A 16,063-nucleotide genomic window follows, 5' to 3' on the forward strand; every position below is an offset into this window, starting at 1 on the left:
TAAATTAAGGCCTAAACCCCGTAAACCCTTAAAAGTTTTTGAAAAGGAATAAAGTCATTTTCTATCTGCTCGGAGTAGTAGTACTGTTTCTGTTGATCCAAATCATCCGGTCCAGCTTTTCAAACCCCGGCTTAGAGCGGTTTGCAAATGATTTTGAGGAGATTGGATTTTACCGAAATGAAAATAATACCGGGCCTGTCCTAAGAATATATGCCATTAGATCTCTGAAAGACAATACTCCGGAGTACATGCGTGAGTATGCTGATATGCAGCCTCATACCAAATACGGGAGAACTTTGGTCTTTTTCTTTGGGCAAGAAGTCTCAGAAAAAGTTCTGCTTAATCCCAAGGAACCCTATTTTTCGGAGGAACTAGCCCCCTTTCTTCTGGGGAAATTTGAAAAAACTCCTATGGGGGAAGGCAGGTTTGAATTAGTACAGCAATGAGAAAAAGGCATTCCCCAGAAACCTACCAAAAAGGGATCTTATCAGGAGATCGGGTCCTGCTAAGCCAGGCAATCACTTTGGTGGAAAGTTCTCTTGAATCGGATCAAGGCCTTGCTTCAGAATTAGTCCAATCCATCTTGCCTCATTCCGGAAATTCTATCCGAATTGGAATAACAGGAGTGCCTGGGGTAGGGAAAAGTACGTTTATCGAAGCCTTTGGCAAAATGCTTTTGGATCAAGGAAAAAAAGTCGCCGTTCTGGCTGTTGACCCGAGTAGTCAACTGACCCGAGGCAGTATTTTAGGAGATAAGACCCGAATGGAGGGGCTTTCCACAGACAAAAGAGCTTTTGTGAGACCCAGTCCGTCAGGAAAAACTTTAGGTGGCGTCAGTGGCGCTACCCGTGAGTCCATGCTTTTATGCGAGGCGGCCGGTTTTGATGTGATATTGGTCGAAACGGTGGGCGTGGGGCAAAGCGAAACTGCTGTGAAAAACATGGTTGATTTTTTCCTTTTACTGATGCTCTCTGGAGCTGGAGACGAGCTTCAGGGAATAAAAAAAGGAATTATGGAAATGGCTGATGCGCTTGTAATCCACAAAGCAGATGGAGATAATTTTGAGCAAAGCCGGAAGGCAAAAGCTAATTACCAAAATGCCCTGCATTTATTCGCAGAATCTGGGAAAAGCTGGCAAACTCAAGTTCTGCTGGCCTCTTCAATAAGCGGTTTTGGCTTGGAAAAAGTTTGGGATTTGATTTTGGAATACGAGGCTAAAATGAAATCCAATGGGTTTTGGATGTCCAATAGATCTGTTCAGCGTTTGAATTGGCTGGAAGACCAAATCCAGTTTTTGTTGGGCCAGACTTTTCAGAAAAATCCAAAAGTCAAGAAAATGTTGGAGCTCGAACGCCCGAGAGTACAGTCTGGAGAATTGAATCCGGGGACTTTGGCCAAAAAATTGATTCACTTGATGTTCTCAAATTCCTGAAGATGAAATACTTGATTTTACCCTTAATGATTTGGATGATTTCCTGCTCTCCCAAAAAAACAGCCAATACGGATGAAGTGGAAACTTTGACTTTTTCTCTCGATTCCTTGGTTCAGGAGAAATGTTCAGGTGAGGAGTGCGCAAAAATGAGATTGGTTTGGCCGATTGCATCCGGTCCGGAGCTCTCCAATCAAATCAATGAAATCATAGGGAAAGAGGTTACCAACATGCTGATGTTTGGAGAATCTTCCTCTTCAAACCGGGATACCCTGATTGCTCAGTATTTTCAATCCTATTTGGAATTCAAAAGTGAGTTTCCAGAGGCTTATGGAGCATGGGAGGTCAATATTGAAGCTGATGTGTCGTATCAATCTGACAGTACGCTTAGTGTTTCCTTGGACTGGATGCAGTATATGGGTGGAGCTCATCCAGGTTATGGGCAGAACTTTTTGAACCTAGATGTGATCACAGGGAAGCGTCTCTCCCGGGATCAAATAGTGAGGGATCAAGCGAAATTATTAGCTTTTGCGGAGAAGAAATTCCGGGAATTTCACGAAGTGGAAACTGGAGTTACTTTGGAGGAAGATGGAAGATTTTTTCTTCCAGATACCGGGTTTTTTCTGGCCAATTCCATGGGATTTGAAAAAGGTAAATTCAAGATTATTTACGTCCCTTATGAAATTGGGCCCTTTGTGATGGGCTTTACCGAATTGGAGTTTACCCGGGAAGAATTGGGTGAGCTGGTTCGCTGGTAAGAGGGAGTGAAAAATTTGAAATTTGAATCAATCTCAAATTTCAAATCTTCAATCTCAAATCAATAAGATCTGATCTTGAATTTCTTTTTAAGCTCATTCACGGAATTCCGGAAGCTGGTGTCCGTTTCCATCATATCATTGACGGTTTGTACCGCATGAATGACAGTACTGTGATCCCGCCCCCCGAAATGATAACCTATTGACTTGAGGGAGTGGTTGGTGAATTCCTTAGAAAAATACATGGCAACCTGACGGGCAATCACGATTTCTTTCTTTCTGGTTTTTGCCTTCAAATCATCCACATGGATACTGAAGTATTCAGAAACGGACTTTTGAATAAAGTCAATGCCGACCTCAGTTTCGATGTCTTTGATGAAGTTTTTGATCACCGTTTTGGAGAGCTCAAGACTGATCTCGACTCTGTTGAGGGAAGCATGTGCAATAAGAGAAATCAGAATTCCTTCCAGTTCCCTGACATTGGTATCTACAGTATAAGCCAAATACTCAACCACATCATCAGGAATATAAATCCCCTCGGATTGCATTTTCCTTCGGATGATTGCAACTCTGGTTTCGAAATCAGGCATTTGCAAGTCTGCCGTCAAACCCCACTTAAATCGGGAAAGTAGTCGCTCCTCCAAGCCTTTCAGATCCCTGGGAGGGCAATCTGAAGTCATGATGATTTGCTTCTTATTCTGATGAAGGTGGTTGAAGATGTGGAAAAACATCTCCTGAGTCCGGTCTTTTCCTGCAAGGAACTGAATATCATCAATGATCAGCACATCCACCTGCATGTAGAAATTGGTGAAGCTCTTCACGTTTCCATCTTTAATGGAATCCATGAATTGGTTCACGAATTTTTCAGATGATACATAAAGGACAAACTTCTCTTCGGGACTGTTTTTGATTTCATTCCCAATGGCCTGAACGAGGTGGGTTTTTCCCAAACCAACACCGCCATAGACCATGAGAGGGTTGAAGGAAGTAATCCCGGGCTTGGTGGCGACCGCAAAACCTGCAGATCTAGCCAACCTGTTACAATCTCCTTCTATGTAGGTGCTAAATGTGTAATTGGGATTCAGATTGCTTTGCGTCAGCATATCTGCATTCAGGGATTGCATTTCAAAGGGAGTCTTTACCTCCTGAGAAGGCGCAGGCTTTTTGTTGGCATTATTCCCCTGTGGATAGGATACCGCAATTGGCTGATTGGATGAATTTCCCTTGTCTACAACGACAGCGTATTCCAATCGTCCGCTTTGTCCCAAAGTGCTTTTAATAGCCAGTTTTAGGACTTGGACGTAGTTGTCCTCAAGCCACTCATAGAAGAATTGACTGGGAACTTGAATGGTAAGGCTGGAGCCTTCAAGTTTGACAGGCTGAATAGGCCTAAACCAAGTAGAAAAGCTCTGCTCGTTCACGTGTTGTTCGATCACACGTAAACATTCATTCCATACCGCATTAGCTTCTGAACTCATCTACTGGTTTGCTTCAAAAAAGGTTGATCCGTTTATAGGGAAGGGGGTCAAATTTGTGGAAAATTAACTTAAATAAAAAATCTAAAATCCCTTGAAAAATTCAAAATTCCGTGAATCAAAATCTTTTCCCAAAGAATATTCTGTCACCAATTTCATGCTAGGAAGATTCGAATGGATGAAATAAATCTCTTTTTTTTCGTAATAAGCTGATCAATTAGTTATTAGGGCGCTTTTTACAGGTGGTCCTACAGGAGTAGAAAATTCGGATGGAATTCCAGAGCGCTTATTATTCTTGAAAATAGGTATAATTCAGGGATTGGTTATTTTTGAATCAAGCAAAAACCCAAATATGATACATTCACTTTTTTCTGAGTTTGTTCCAGTTTCCAAAGAAGAGTGGATCAAGCAGGCTACCAAGGACTTAAAAGGAAAAGACTTTGGTCTCGCGCTGAAATCCAAACTTTGGGAGAAGATAGACTTAGATCCATTTTATACCCTGGAAGATTTAAAGGAAAGTATTTCTTCCCAAGTACGATTCCATTCTCCTCTCGAAATTCCCGGAATGCCACCAAGAAATTGGAGCAACGTCGTGAGTGTCCTGGCGGGGGATTCCAATAAGGATATTCTCCATTCACTGGAAAACGGAGCAGAAGGGCTGGTTTTACACCTCAATGGATATGAGGATCTTGAGGAATTGCTCAAGGCAGTTCAGCCGGAATATATAAGCATGCATATCAAGCCGGTAGGTAATCCCCTTCAGATCTTAGGGCAATTTTTAACCTGGGTAGAAAAGTCGGGAATCCAGCCGGAGCAATTAAAAGGCGGGTTTCTTTGGAGCCCTTCGGATATGGTTTTTGAACAAAACGAAAAGTACTCTCTCGCTTTGGAGGTATTCTCTGAAGTGATGGAGCTCACAGAGACCTATTCTAATTTCAAAAGTTTCTCGATCCAGTCTTCCAGATATTCTGAATCTGGCTCCAATCCTCTGGATGCCTTGGTGTTTTCTTATGGAGAGCTGATGGAATTGATTGATAAATCCGGGAGTGATACTGAAGCTATTTTTAAGAAAATGCTCCTGGAGGTTTCTGTGGGAGATTCCCACTTCGGTGAAATTGCCCGATTGAAAGCATTCAGACTAGCGGCGGTTCAACTGGCAGCTGGGTATGGATTGAATTTAAAGCCGGAAAATATTGAGCTTCTATGCCAGACCTCCCATTGGTCCAAGTCAATTCTTGACGTGAATACCAATTTGATCCGTCAAACTTACGAAGCCATGGCAGGAGTACTTGGAGGGGCTAATTTCCTATGGATAAAACCCTTTCAGGAAGAAAGCGCCGGCGAATTGGATAGGAGGATTGCCCGGAATGTTTCTACCATTTTGCGGGAAGAAGCAAACTTGGATAAAGTAATGGATCCTGCAGCAGGTTCCTATTTTATGGAGAATCTGACGCCGACGATTCTGGAATATCTGAAGGAGAATTTGCAAAACCTGGAGAAGAAAGGGGGATGGCTTGAGGCATTGGAAACAGGCAAAATCCATCAGGCTGTTCGTGCCCACCGACAAAAAATCCAATCCGAACTCTTGGACCAGAAAAGAATCAAAGTGGGAGCAAACAAATATCCTGCTTCCGACAAGCTCAAAAATGAGTATGATTTTGAGGTTTTTGAGGAGAAATCTTTTGAAATGAAGCCAACGAGAGCCACTTATTTATTTGAACTTCAAAATCAACCTTCCCTATGAGACCTGACTTCAGCAAATGGAATTCCTTGGGAACTGATTTTCCTAAAGCAGAACATTCCTGGGAATCCCCAGAAAAAATAAGCGTTCCGGAGTTTTTCCAAGCGAAACAACTTCTGGAATTACCGCAGTTACATTTTGGAGCCGGAGTTCCTCCGTTTCTGAGAGGACCCTACAGCACCATGTATGTGCAAAGACCTTGGACCATTCGCCAATATGCAGGGTTTTCCACCGCCGAAGAGTCCAATGCCTTTTACCGAAGAAATTTGGCGGCGGGCCAAAAAGGGCTTTCAGTAGCTTTTGATCTTGCTACCCACAGAGGTTATGATTCTGATCACCCCCGGGTACAGGGAGATGTCGGAAAGGCAGGGGTGGCCATTGATTCGGTGGAGGATATGAAAATCCTCTTCGATCAGATTCCATTGGATGAAATGTCTGTTTCCATGACCATGAATGGGGCCGTGATTCCGATACTGGCATTTTATATCGTAGCAGCTGAGGAGCAGGGAGTCGTTCCTGAAAAACTTTCCGGTACAATCCAGAATGATATTTTGAAAGAGTTTATGGTGAGGAATACTTACATCTATCCTCCCCAACCGAGCATGCGGATCATCGGAGATATCTTCGAATTTACCTCGAAGTATATGCCTAAATTCAATTCTATTTCCATTTCTGGTTATCATATGCAGGAGGCAGGAGCCACTGCGGATTTGGAGTTGGCCTACACTTTGGCGGATGGTTTGGAATACCTCAGAACTGGGATCAAGGCAGGATTGGACATTGATGATTTTGCTCCTCGGCTATCTTTCTTCTGGGCTATAGGCATGAACTATTTCATGGAAATAGCCAAAATGAGAGCAGGAAGACTGCTTTGGGCTAAAATTGTCAATCAATTCAATCCCAAGGATCCTAAATCCCTAGCTCTCCGAACGCACTGCCAGACTTCAGGCTGGTCACTGACTGAGCAAGATCCCTACAATAATGTGACTCGTACAGCCGTGGAAGCCCTCGGAGCAGCGATGGGCCATACGCAGTCCCTGCACACCAATTCTCTGGATGAGGCCATCGCTTTACCGACAGATTTTTCTGCCCGGATTGCCAGAAATACCCAGTTGGTTTTGCAGGAAGAAACCGGAATTACCAAGGTCGTAGATCCCTGGGGAGGTTCCTACTATGTGGAATACCTTACCGATCAGTTGGTGCAAAGAGCTTGGTCCTTGATTGAGGAAGTTGAAGAAATGGGAGGAATGGCGAAGGCGATTGAAGCTGGTTTGCCGAAGCTGAGGATCGAAGAAGCAGCTGCCCGAAAGCAAGCCAGAATTGATAGTGGCAGAGATATAATAGTGGGAGTAAACCGGTACCAGATCAATGAGGCAACTCAGATCGAATTGCTGGAAGTGGATAATCAATCCGTCCGAGAATCCCAAATCAAGCGCATCCAATCCGTAAAAGCATCCCGCAAGCAGGATCAAGTGGATTTGGCATTGCAAAAAATCACAGAAGCAGCGAAATCCGGAGTGGGGAATTTACTGGAGCTGGCGGTGGATGCTGCACGAAAAAGAGCTACTTTAGGTGAAATCTCCCTGGCAATGGAAGAAGCATTTGGACGACATAAAGCCCAGACTCAGGCCATTTCAGGAGTATATGCTTCAGAAGTGAAAAATCAGGAATCTTTCAAAAAAGCGCAGGAATTATCTGACCGTTTTGCAGAAGCGGAGGGGAGAAGACCAAGGATTTTGGTAGCTAAAATGGGACAGGATGGGCATGATCGCGGTGCAAAAGTCATTGCCACCGGTTTCGCGGATTTGGGCTTCGATGTGGATATCGGACCTCTCTTCCAAACCCCAGAGGAAGTGGCCCAGCAGGCCGTTGAAAATGATGTTCATTTGGTGGGAGCTTCTTCTTTGGCTGCAGGGCATAAAACTTTGATTCCGCAGTTGATCCAGGAATTAAAAAATCTGGGACGTCCGGATATCCTCGTCGTGGCTGGGGGAGTAATTCCTACCAAAGACTATGAATTCCTGTTTGAATCCGGAGTAGCCGCCGTTTTTGGCCCTGGTACTGTGCTATCTGAGGCGGCCATAGAGATTTTGGAAAAATTAATGGAAACGAGTTGAGCTAGTTCCTCTTACACACTTTGGGCATGGATGCATTCTATTTGATTTACGATCAGGATCTGGAAAAAGAAGAGCTTGATTCATTCTTTGAAAAGCTAGATCCTGCGCCCAAAGAAAAAGTACGAATTGTTGATTTCTCTTGGGACAAGTATTCCGAGAGGGATCTTTTGCTTTTTTGGGTCTCCGATAAGCAAGGAAGGGAGTTGCTGATACAAGCTCCGGAAAAATCGGCTAAAATCGTATTCCTCCCTCATCCAGAATTAAAAAGCCTTGCCAAATCCTTTGGGGTAAAGGGCTCCAAAAAGGAGGTATTTGAGCAACTCGAAGAAAACGAAAGAATACAACCCTTGGACCTGTTGATGGTCAATGAAGTGCCATGCTTCAACTCCCTCGTCATCGGAGACAGATTGGGGATCCTATACGACCGGGTGGAGGAGGGATTTTTCAAAACCTTCAAAACGAGGTTTTTCAGATTTCTGGAACTATTCAGGAAGGTCAAACTTCAATCCTATACCGTAAAATATAAAGTCGGAGAGGAAGAAAAATCTCTGGAGATTGCCGCAATGGGATTATTGGCGGTTGCCCACAATGAAAGCAACATCGTTTTTAAAAGACTGATCCAAAATTCCGGTTTGAATGATGGACTGATCCACTTGATCATTTTTGCTCCCAAAAGTCTTTTTTCCTTGATCAGCTTTGGGCTTCAAAATCTGTTTTTCCCGGTAAAGGGTGGCAGAATCCCTGATTTTGTTGCTTATCTCTCTACCTCTGAGGTGGAGATTATAGGTGAAGAGGAGATGCAATTGGGATTGGATGGACAAGAGTCCAAGGAGAAATCTGTAAGCCTGAGCCTCTCCGAAAAAAAGCTTCCTGTATTTACCGGGTTTGAGGATACCAAAGAATCTGAAAAGCAGCAGAAGGAAGTAAATCTTGGAAGACTGCCTACCGGAAGGCTTAAGGAGGAATTGACCAAAAGGTACCTTCCATGGGCTAGGCATGCAACCACTGAGGAATTCAAAGAGCTGTTTTCGATGATTCGGGAAAATTCCCAAACGACCACGAATTACATGGTTTTGATGGCTTTGTCCACCTTGATCGCCACGTTTGGGTTGTTCGGGGATTCTGGACCCGTGGTGATTGGGGCAATGATTTTGGCACCTTTGATGGGTCCGATCATTTCCTTAGCCATGGGTGCGCTCCGGCAAGATGAGGTTTTGATCAAAGGAAGCTTGATTACCATATTCTGGGGAGTTTGTCTGGGTTTGTTTTTTGCTGTATTAATTACTTGGATCACTCCATTGAAGACTCCAACAAGTGAGATTTTGGCCAGAATACGGCCAAATTTACTGGATTTGGGAATTGCGGTGGCCTCTGGAATTGCAGGAGCATTTGCTTATTCCCGGGAGGAAATCGCCAAAACTCTGGCTGGGGTAGCGATTTCCGTAGCTTTGGTACCCCCGCTGGCCGTGACGGGGATTGGCTTAGGCTGGGGAGACTGGAATATTTTCTGGGGAGCGGCATTGCTTTTGGGCACCAACTTGGCAGGGATAGTGATGGCTGCGGCCATGACCTTTTTGGTGCTGGGTTTCAGTCCCTTCCAAATTGCCAAAAAAGGACTATTGATTTCACTGGCGATCTTTCTTCTGGTTGCAGCTCCTTTGATCTGGAGTTTTTCTAAGATGGTCCAGGAGAATAAAATTATCCAAAGTCTAAGTGGAAAAGATATTCCGCATGGGCTTTTGAGGGACGTTCGGGTTTTGAATCTCAGCCCATTACGGCTTTCCCTCACGATTCTTTCTGACCGCGAACTTCATGAGCAGGATTTTTTACAGATTCAAAAAGAGATTCAGGAGAAGCTAAATGAACCTGTACAGTTGGAGTTGAGGCTGGGAGTAGAGGTGGTAACTCTTACTAACGATTCAGACTCTCCATAAACTTCATTTGTGCCCAAAAGGGCAAGGCTCTTGTCCTGACTTCAAGGCCAAAATCCATGACCAAGGGATCTTCTGGTGCAAAAACAGGCCAAACTGGAAGGCCTTCCCTATTAGGGTTTCCGGTTTTTACAAAGTTGACCCAATAAGAGGACATGAGTTTTTCCAGTTCATAATCCTCCGGTTCAAAAGGTCGATTCCAGTTTCTCAGGGTATGCAAAGCATAGCTGAATTCTGCTGAATGAAAAGCTCCATAGTTGGGTTCTCCGGGAGGGATTCTGGAGAAAAAGTACATGTAAGCGTCCTTTTGGCCTTTTTCACTTTGCATTTTTGCCCAAGTATAGTTTTGGAGACCAAAAAACAAAGTGCTGATCATGGCTTGAGTCTCTGCCAATTGTTCCGGACTTTCGGCCGGGAAAAGTTCCAGGTATTCTCCAGCCCTGCCACCAAATTGTTTTTTCGCGTTTGCCTTAAACTCCGCCATAGACATTTGACTTGGATTAGCAACCCGGTCGTCGGCATTCCATCCTGTCAATAAAGGGACATCCGAAAAAGTGCCTTTTTCAAAACTTTCCCTCGCATTCTGTATCACTTTTCCATCCACGACCAAGCTATATCTTCCCGGGAACTTGAGCAGGCTGTCTGCTGGGATTTTCCGCAAGGCTTCTAAGGACGGAATTCCCAAGGTGTCTAGCAGCAATTTGCCCCGCTCCTCTGCCCCGGCTAAGCCCGATGCCAATCCAAAACCTCGATTGAACATACCCCCGCTTTGAGCGATGGCTTTGTGAAATAATCCTTTGGCTTTTGGGGAGACGACCAAGGCATTCACACTGAAAGCCCCGGCTGACTGGCCTGCTATGGTGACATTGTCCGGGTCTCCACCGAATTGACTGATGTTTTTCTTGACCCATTCCAAGGCTGCGATTTGGTCCAGAATACCGTAGTTTCCAGAAGTTTGTTCTGGGTTCTCTGCACTAAGCTCTGGGTGGGCAAAAAAGCCAAGCATACCCACACGGTAATTCAAGTTTACCACAACTATTCCTTCCCTTGCCAGATCGGTTCCGTCATAAAGCGGTACTGTATTTCCACCCGAGCTAAATCCTCCTCCATAGATCCAGACCATTACCGGACGCTTTTCATCTGACTTTTCTGCTGCTGTCCAAATGTTCAGGTAGAGGCAATCCTCTGAAATGGGTTCTTTTGGGATCAAAAATTCCTCTGACCAAGCAAAAAACGGAACAGGTGGATTTTGCATGGGTGCGGGAGGATTGTCAACACAAGTCTTAATTCCTTTCCAATGAAGAACTGGTTGAGGAGCTTTCCATCTTAAGTCGCCCAAAGGTGGTGCTGCAAAGGGTACCCCTTTAAAGATTTTAACCTGCCCGGATGAATCGGTCGTTCCGGATATCAATCCTCCTTCCACCTTTACTTGGTTTATGGATATCTGAGTATTTTCTACTTTGGATTGACAGGAGAAAATTAAAAGTCCAGAAAGGGCAAGGCAAAGGAAGAAAGGTTTATCCATGGGTTTTAGGATTTGAAGCTGTACAGGTAAGGGGCTTTATGACTTTTACCGGTGAAAAGTTTTTCGTGTCTTTCCAGAATATCCAAACTGAGCATTTTTCGCTGGAAACTTGTCCGGCGTAATTTTTCGCCCAAAATGGCTTCATACACCGATTGAAGTTCATTCATGGTGAATTTTTCAGGCAGAAGATTACCACCGATTAGTTTTCGATCTAGGTTTTCACGAAGGGTTTGAAGTGCTTTTTGGACAATTTTTGCATGGTCAAAGATGAGTGCAGGCAGCTTTTCTACCTCATACCATGAAATGGAATCAGATAGAGCATCAGGTGTCAAAGTGACTTTTTCGTGGTCTATCAAAGCATAATAGGCTACTGAAAAAAAACGATCCAGCATCCAATAATTTCGGGGAACTTCATGACCATTGGCCTTTAGGATAGCTTCCATGATCTCCGGATTGTGTCTTTCTCTGGTTCCAAAGGTTTGGAACTGCTCCAGATAAATATCTTTTAGGCCCGTTCTCTCATAAAGCCCTCTCTTGACAGCATCTTCCAAATCCTCGTTTTTTCTGACAAATCCGCCAGGCAGAGCAAACCAACCCGTGGCATGATATTCCATCAAGAGGATTTTCAATTTTCCTTTCGAAAAACCAAAAACTACAGAATCATAGGCTATGTGGGGAATGAATTGGGAAACGTCAGGTAATGGCATATTCAGGTTAATTCGTATCTAAGTAAATAGGATTTTTCGGGAGAAGCAATTAATATTGTCTCAATTCGTAACAATAGAACTCAAATCCCTCCTCTATGGAAAAATTATTGAAAGTCGTAATCCTGTTTTTCTTTGGGACTACACTGGCATTTTCCCAATCAGACAATTCCATGCCTGTTCAAACGAAAATAAAAAACGGTGTAATTGAAGGAAATTACAACGTTACCAATGGAATTTCTACCTACTTCGGGATTCCTTTTGCCAAACCTCCGGTTGGGGAACTTAGATGGAAGGCCCCTGTTGCGGCAGATTCCTGGACGGGAGTGAAAGAAACCAAGAAGTTTGGTCCGAGGCCTGTTCAGGGACTCGTGTTTGGAGATATGAATTCCTGGTCAGATGGGGTTTCGGAAGATTGCCTTACTTTAAATGTATGGTCTCCAGCCAAAAGAAATCAGAAAGACCTTACTGTATTGGTGTATTTCTACGGAGGAGGATTTGTGGCAGGAGATGCTTCCGAGCCTCGGTACAATGGAGAATCCATGGCCAAAAAAGGCGTCGTGGTGGTAACTGTAAATTACCGATTGGGCATATTCGGATTTCTGGCTCATCCGGAACTAAGTGCCGAGTCTTCCTATAAAGCCTCTGGAAATTACGGGCTTTTGGATCAAGCTTTGGCTCTGAAGTGGGTGAAGGATAATATTGCTTCTTTCGGAGGGAATCCCAATCAAGTGACTATTGCCGGGGAGTCTGCAGGCTCTATCTCCGTTTCTTACCAAATGGCCTCTCCGCTTTCCAGAAATCTTATCCATGGAGCGATTGGGGAAAGTGGAGCTGGGATCAACCCGACCTTGGCGCCGACATCTTTACTCGAAGCGGAAAAAGTAGGTCAGGAGTTTTTGGCAAAAGCAGGGGTAAGCTCCATCGCGGAAGCCAGAAAAATGTCTTCTAAGGATATTTTTGAAATCTATCAGGAGTCGGGTCGCTTTGGTTTCCCTGTGGTGATTGACAATTATTTCCTACCGAAAACGCTTCCGGAAATATTCGAAGCAGGAGAGCAAGCTCAAGTTCCTTTGTTGGTAGGCTGGAATTCCGCGGAAATTCCCGGAATGGCATTTATGCAGGGCCAGCCTTATACCAAGGAGGCATTTATTGCCAAAGTAAAGCAGGTTTATCCAGAGCAATGGGAGGAAGTGCTGTCCTTGCATCCTCATGACACTCCCGAGCAGGTAGAGTGGGCAGCTACCAATCTGGCGGCTGACAGGTTTATTTCCTATTCCACCTGGAAGTGGTTTGATCTGCATAGAAATCATAGTCAACAGCCAGTTTACCGATATCTGTATTCCAAAATCCGACCTGATTTAGTTGATAAAAGCAGGGTTTCCGGCTTAGCTGGAGGAACTCAAGATGCGGAAACTGCACCACCAGCACCCAAACCTATCGGAGCTCCTCACGCTGCAGAGATCGAGTATGCTATGGGAAATCTCCACTTGGTCAAAGATTATGCTTGGACCAAGGATGATTTCAAAACTTCTGAAACCATGCTGAACTTCTTTACCAACTTTGTGAAAACAGGAAATCCCAACGGTGAAAATGTGCCTTCTTGGTCAGCGCCGAGGCCAGGAGATGCCACGCCACCGGTAATGGTCATCAATACCGAATCCAAAGAAATGAAAGTCATGGATGATGCCAGATACTTATTTCACGACAGGTATTATGGAAATATCAAAAAATGAGAATGCTGGATTTTAACTTAAAACACGAAAAAGGCCGGGGAACCGGCCTTTTTACTTAAAAAAGCAAAAATGCTTTTCCACCTTCACACATCACTGAGCGGGGAGGACTGACGATCGCACAGTCTGAAATGGCGCCGGTTTTTTGGTTATAGGCCTTTTGTTGCTCAGTATATTGATTGACCAATTCCAAAAAATCTTTTTCTACCGATTGGTGGTAGGCGATATACCGGGCAGGGCCACCACAGGGCTTGGAACCCATGGCGGTAAACTTCCATTCAGAGGAATTGGTGCAGGACACTGACTCCGAGAGGCGATTTATCTGATCCTCTAGAGACATTAAATCTGTCGCGAGTTCATTTTCCACATCACAACTGAAGCTGAGCAAGAAAAAAGCGATTCCGATCCACAAGATGTTTTTCATAAGCTCTTATTTTTCTTTAAGAACGTGCAAGCTTAAAAATCTGCTACTTTTTTTCAAAAATAATCTTTCCATCAACCATGGTTAGGAGGGCTTCTGTCTCTTGAATTTTCATAGGATCTATGGTAAATAGGTCTTCTGAATAGACCACCAGATCTGCGAGCTGACCTGGGATTAGCTTGCCTTTTAGATTTTCTTCAAAAGAAGAAAAAGCTCCCATGGAGGTATATGCCTTCAAAGCCTGGGCAAGAGTGATTTTTTCCTGTGGAATCCAACCACCTTCCGGATACCCTTTGGGATTCCTTCGGTTGACAGCGATGTGAAGCCCTCGAATTGGATTCAGGCTGATGCATGCCGGCCAATCACTGCTAAAAACCAAGTCAGCCTTTTGGTCCAATAGGGATTTCCAAGCAAAAGAGTAGGGGAGACGATCAATTCCCACTGCATTGGACCAAACTGTCGTGGTCCCAGGTTCGGCATGGATAGGCTCCATGCTGGGCAGCACTCCCAACTGGGAAAATCTAGGAATATCGTCTGGATGAATGGTTTCAATATGCTCAATCCGATGTCTTTTTCCAGTAGTTTGATTGGCCTTTTGCGCAAGTTCATAGGCATTCAAGGCCTCTCGAACTCCCCGGTCTCCGATGGCATGGGTGTAGAGTCGGAATCCCTTTTGATCCAGATTTTTCACCAAATTCTGATATCGCTCCAGAGCAAAATTCAGTTGCCCCAAGGCCAATGGATCAGATTCTGGTAGATCAGAATAGGGTTCCAGCATGGCTCCTGTATGACCTTCAATAACCCCGTCAATCATAAATTTGATTGCGTCCGCACGAATCCAGGGATTGGAAGTGCCGACACTGTCCTTTAGAAAAGCAAATCTTTCCAGTTGGGCATCTGAGGTAGATTCGCTGACCGAAAAAGCAGCGGCGTACCGAAGCGTAAGTTCTCCCCTGTCAAGCAAGGTCTGAAAAAGGCGGAGGTCTTCTTCCGTTCCGCTCGCATTTTGGATGCTGGTGATTCCAAGAGACGCAGCATAGTCCAAACCCTTTTTCAAGGCCTCCAACTTATCTTCAAAAGTGGGGTCAGGGACAATTTTTCCGATCAAGTCCATAGCCCGTTCCTTCAGGGCGCCGGTGGGATTACCGTTTTTGTCTTTGACTAATTCCCCAAAACCAGAAAATTGAGTCTGGGAATTGACACCTGCAAGTTCAAGTGCCTTCGGATTGGCGTAGGCAGTGTGTCCGTCGTAGGCACGGATGAAAACCGGCTTATCGATATCCAGTACTTTCATAGACTCATGATCCGGAAGGCTAGATTCGAAAAAGGTATATTGCCAGCCTCTCCCGGTAATCCATTCCTTGTCTGGATTGCTTTGGATATAGGCTTGGGTCTTCTGGAGCATTTCTTCCAGACTTTCCGTTGAGGCTAGCTCAACTAAGCTAAGGCCCATAGACCCGCTCAAAAAATGGATATGGGCATCGTTAAATCCGGCGGTCACGAGTTTCCCATCCAATTCGATCACTTGGGTTTCTGGGCCCAGAAACTCCAAGATTTCCTCATTGGTCCCAATGGCCATGATTTTAGATTCTTTCAAGGCAATAGCTTCCACAAATCTGGAATCGGATTCTCCGGTCCAAATTTTTCCATTGATCAAAATGAGTGTGGCTGGATCCTTAGGGCTAGAGCAGGCAAATGAAATTGCAAGGACCAATAAAAGGAAAAAGGTTTTTTTCATGGCGAGGTTCAATTGGTAGGGCTCATGTTTCTGATAGCTGAGATTTTCCAGTCCCGCTTATGAAATACGACCAGAAAACTACTCCAAAGATTTCTGCTCACACCTTCCGGATTGGTAATGACATACCTGCAATCCACGAGTACAATTTCATCACTTAGAAATCTCATTTTGTCGATCTTAAGGGTCCTAGTTCCGGGGTTGGTTTGGGAACTGGCCTGCATGCCAGCAATAGCTTCCTGGATGCCGTTTCTCCATTGTCCGGAAGAAACCAGCTGATCTACATCTTCCATCAATAGCTTTTTGAGTGAGGCCGTGTCTTGGGCTTCTCTCGCTTTGGAGTAGTCGTTGATCAGCTTGTGAATTCTTACCGCCTGCTCTTTTTGGTCGGGATTGATTTGGGAAAAGCTTAGACTGGGTATAATCAAGAGGATCCAGAGGAGTTTTTTCATCGGAGAGATGGTTTGATATATTCTGAAATTAAGGATAAAAAAGAA

General features: G+C 44.5%; 13 protein-coding genes. 7 read left to right on the plus strand and 6 right to left on the minus strand.

Annotated features, from left to right (window positions below; translation table 11 throughout):
* Positions 1–38 precede the first annotated feature (38 nt).
* Genes G458_RS0105915 through G458_RS0105925 form a run of 3 tightly spaced genes read left to right on the plus strand, consistent with a single transcriptional unit; the run spans position 39 to position 2,187 of the window.
* Positions 39–446 carry a hypothetical protein gene (locus tag G458_RS0105915; protein ID WP_026951088.1) on the plus strand — a complete coding sequence of 136 codons (408 nt, stop codon included), beginning with the start codon at positions 39–41 and terminating at the stop codon, positions 444–446.
* Positions 443–1,432 (plus strand): methylmalonyl Co-A mutase-associated GTPase MeaB, encoded by a 990-nt coding sequence (gene meaB, locus G458_RS0105920; protein ID WP_035467823.1) that lies wholly within the window; start codon positions 443–445, stop codon positions 1,430–1,432. The genes G458_RS0105915 and meaB overlap by 4 nt, the downstream gene beginning before the upstream one ends.
* 2 nt (positions 1,433–1,434) lie before the next feature.
* Entirely contained in the window at positions 1,435–2,187 is a 753-nt protein-coding gene (locus G458_RS0105925; protein ID WP_026951090.1) for a DUF3298 and DUF4163 domain-containing protein, read from the plus strand.
* Between the two features lie 59 nt (positions 2,188–2,246).
* Here G458_RS0105925 and dnaA read toward each other — a convergent pair whose 3' ends face one another.
* Positions 2,247–3,662: a chromosomal replication initiator protein DnaA gene (gene dnaA, locus G458_RS0105930; RefSeq protein ID WP_026951091.1), complete on the minus strand. Its 1,416-nt coding sequence runs from the start codon at positions 3,660–3,662 to the stop codon at positions 2,247–2,249.
* 349 nt (positions 3,663–4,011) lie between these two features.
* Here dnaA and G458_RS0105940 point away from each other — a divergent pair, with 349 nt between their 5' ends.
* Genes G458_RS0105940 through G458_RS0105950 form a run of 3 tightly spaced genes read left to right on the plus strand, consistent with a single transcriptional unit; the run spans position 4,012 to position 9,451 of the window.
* Positions 4,012–5,403: a methylmalonyl-CoA mutase family protein gene (locus G458_RS0105940; RefSeq protein WP_026951092.1), complete on the plus strand. Its 1,392-nt coding sequence runs from the start codon at positions 4,012–4,014 to the stop codon at positions 5,401–5,403.
* Positions 5,400–7,517 (plus strand): methylmalonyl-CoA mutase, encoded by a 2,118-nt coding sequence (gene scpA / locus G458_RS0105945; RefSeq protein ID WP_026951093.1) that lies wholly within the window; start codon positions 5,400–5,402, stop codon positions 7,515–7,517. Before G458_RS0105940 ends, scpA begins: the two co-directional genes overlap by 4 nt.
* Positions 7,518–7,543: 26 nt before the next feature.
* A complete protein-coding gene (locus tag G458_RS0105950; protein WP_026951094.1) occupies positions 7,544–9,451 on the plus strand; it encodes a TIGR00341 family protein in 1,908 nt (635 codons plus the stop codon).
* Here the strand turns inward: G458_RS0105950 and G458_RS0105955 are convergent.
* Both G458_RS0105955 and G458_RS0105960 read right to left on the minus strand, forming a co-directional pair.
* The gene (locus G458_RS0105955; RefSeq protein WP_026951095.1) at positions 9,429–10,973 is read right to left on the minus strand and encodes a carboxylesterase/lipase family protein; all 1,545 of its coding nucleotides are present in this window, start codon (positions 10,971–10,973) and stop codon (positions 9,429–9,431) included. The two genes, G458_RS0105950 and G458_RS0105955, sit on opposite strands and share 23 nt — an antisense overlap.
* Before the next feature lie 5 nt (positions 10,974–10,978).
* Positions 10,979–11,680, minus strand: a complete 702-nt coding sequence (locus tag G458_RS0105960; protein WP_026951096.1) for an NUDIX hydrolase — start codon at positions 11,678–11,680, stop codon at positions 10,979–10,981.
* 95 nt (positions 11,681–11,775) lie between these two features.
* On the opposite strand from G458_RS0105960, the gene G458_RS0105965 reads away from it, so the two are divergent.
* A complete protein-coding gene (locus tag G458_RS0105965; protein ID WP_026951097.1) occupies positions 11,776–13,413 on the plus strand; it encodes a carboxylesterase/lipase family protein in 1,638 nt (545 codons plus the stop codon).
* Positions 13,414–13,468: 55 nt separating this feature from the next.
* Here the strand turns inward: G458_RS0105965 and G458_RS20270 are convergent, their stop codons facing one another.
* The 3 genes from G458_RS20270 to G458_RS0105980 are packed head-to-tail and all read right to left on the minus strand — an operon-like array spanning position 13,469 to position 16,018.
* Positions 13,469–13,834 (minus strand): hypothetical protein, encoded by a 366-nt coding sequence (locus G458_RS20270; protein WP_051287062.1) that lies wholly within the window; start codon positions 13,832–13,834, stop codon positions 13,469–13,471.
* Positions 13,835–13,877: 43 nt separating this feature from the next.
* Positions 13,878–15,569: an amidohydrolase gene (locus G458_RS0105975; RefSeq protein ID WP_035467824.1), complete on the minus strand. Its 1,692-nt coding sequence runs from the start codon at positions 15,567–15,569 to the stop codon at positions 13,878–13,880.
* Positions 15,570–15,577: 8 nt separating this feature from the next.
* The gene (locus G458_RS0105980; RefSeq protein WP_035467870.1) at positions 15,578–16,018 is read right to left on the minus strand and encodes a nuclear transport factor 2 family protein; all 441 of its coding nucleotides are present in this window, start codon (positions 16,016–16,018) and stop codon (positions 15,578–15,580) included.
* Positions 16,019–16,063: the final 45 nt, after the last annotated feature.

The sequence above is a fragment of the Algoriphagus mannitolivorans DSM 15301 genome (assembly GCF_000429425.1).
GTDB classification, from domain to species: Bacteria; Bacteroidota; Bacteroidia; order Cytophagales; family Cyclobacteriaceae; genus Algoriphagus; species Algoriphagus mannitolivorans.

What these genes read in the sequence shown, in the direction of transcription:
- scpA (WP_026951093.1), top strand. Translation starts at nt 5,400, where the DNA reads ATGAGACCTGACTTCAGCAAATGGAATTCCTTGGGAACTGATTTTCCT.
- G458_RS0105925 (WP_026951090.1), top strand. Translation starts at nt 1,435, where the DNA reads ATGAAATACTTGATTTTACCCTTAATGATTTGGATGATTTCCTGCTCT.
- G458_RS0105940 (WP_026951092.1), top strand. Translation starts at nt 4,012, where the DNA reads ATGATACATTCACTTTTTTCTGAGTTTGTTCCAGTTTCCAAAGAAGAG.
- G458_RS0105980 (WP_035467870.1), bottom strand. Translation starts at nt 16,018, where the DNA reads ATGAAAAAACTCCTCTGGATCCTCTTGATTATACCCAGTCTAAGCTTT.
- meaB (WP_035467823.1), top strand. Translation starts at nt 443, where the DNA reads ATGAGAAAAAGGCATTCCCCAGAAACCTACCAAAAAGGGATCTTATCA.
- dnaA (WP_026951091.1), bottom strand. Translation starts at nt 3,662, where the DNA reads ATGAGTTCAGAAGCTAATGCGGTATGGAATGAATGTTTACGTGTGATC.
- G458_RS0105955 (WP_026951095.1), bottom strand. Translation starts at nt 10,973, where the DNA reads ATGGATAAACCTTTCTTCCTTTGCCTTGCCCTTTCTGGACTTTTAATT.
- G458_RS0105960 (WP_026951096.1), bottom strand. Translation starts at nt 11,680, where the DNA reads ATGCCATTACCTGACGTTTCCCAATTCATTCCCCACATAGCCTATGAT.
- G458_RS20270 (WP_051287062.1), bottom strand. Translation starts at nt 13,834, where the DNA reads ATGAAAAACATCTTGTGGATCGGAATCGCTTTTTTCTTGCTCAGCTTC.
- G458_RS0105950 (WP_026951094.1), top strand. Translation starts at nt 7,544, where the DNA reads ATGGATGCATTCTATTTGATTTACGATCAGGATCTGGAAAAAGAAGAG.
- G458_RS0105965 (WP_026951097.1), top strand. Translation starts at nt 11,776, where the DNA reads ATGGAAAAATTATTGAAAGTCGTAATCCTGTTTTTCTTTGGGACTACA.
- G458_RS0105975 (WP_035467824.1), bottom strand. Translation starts at nt 15,569, where the DNA reads ATGAAAAAAACCTTTTTCCTTTTATTGGTCCTTGCAATTTCATTTGCC.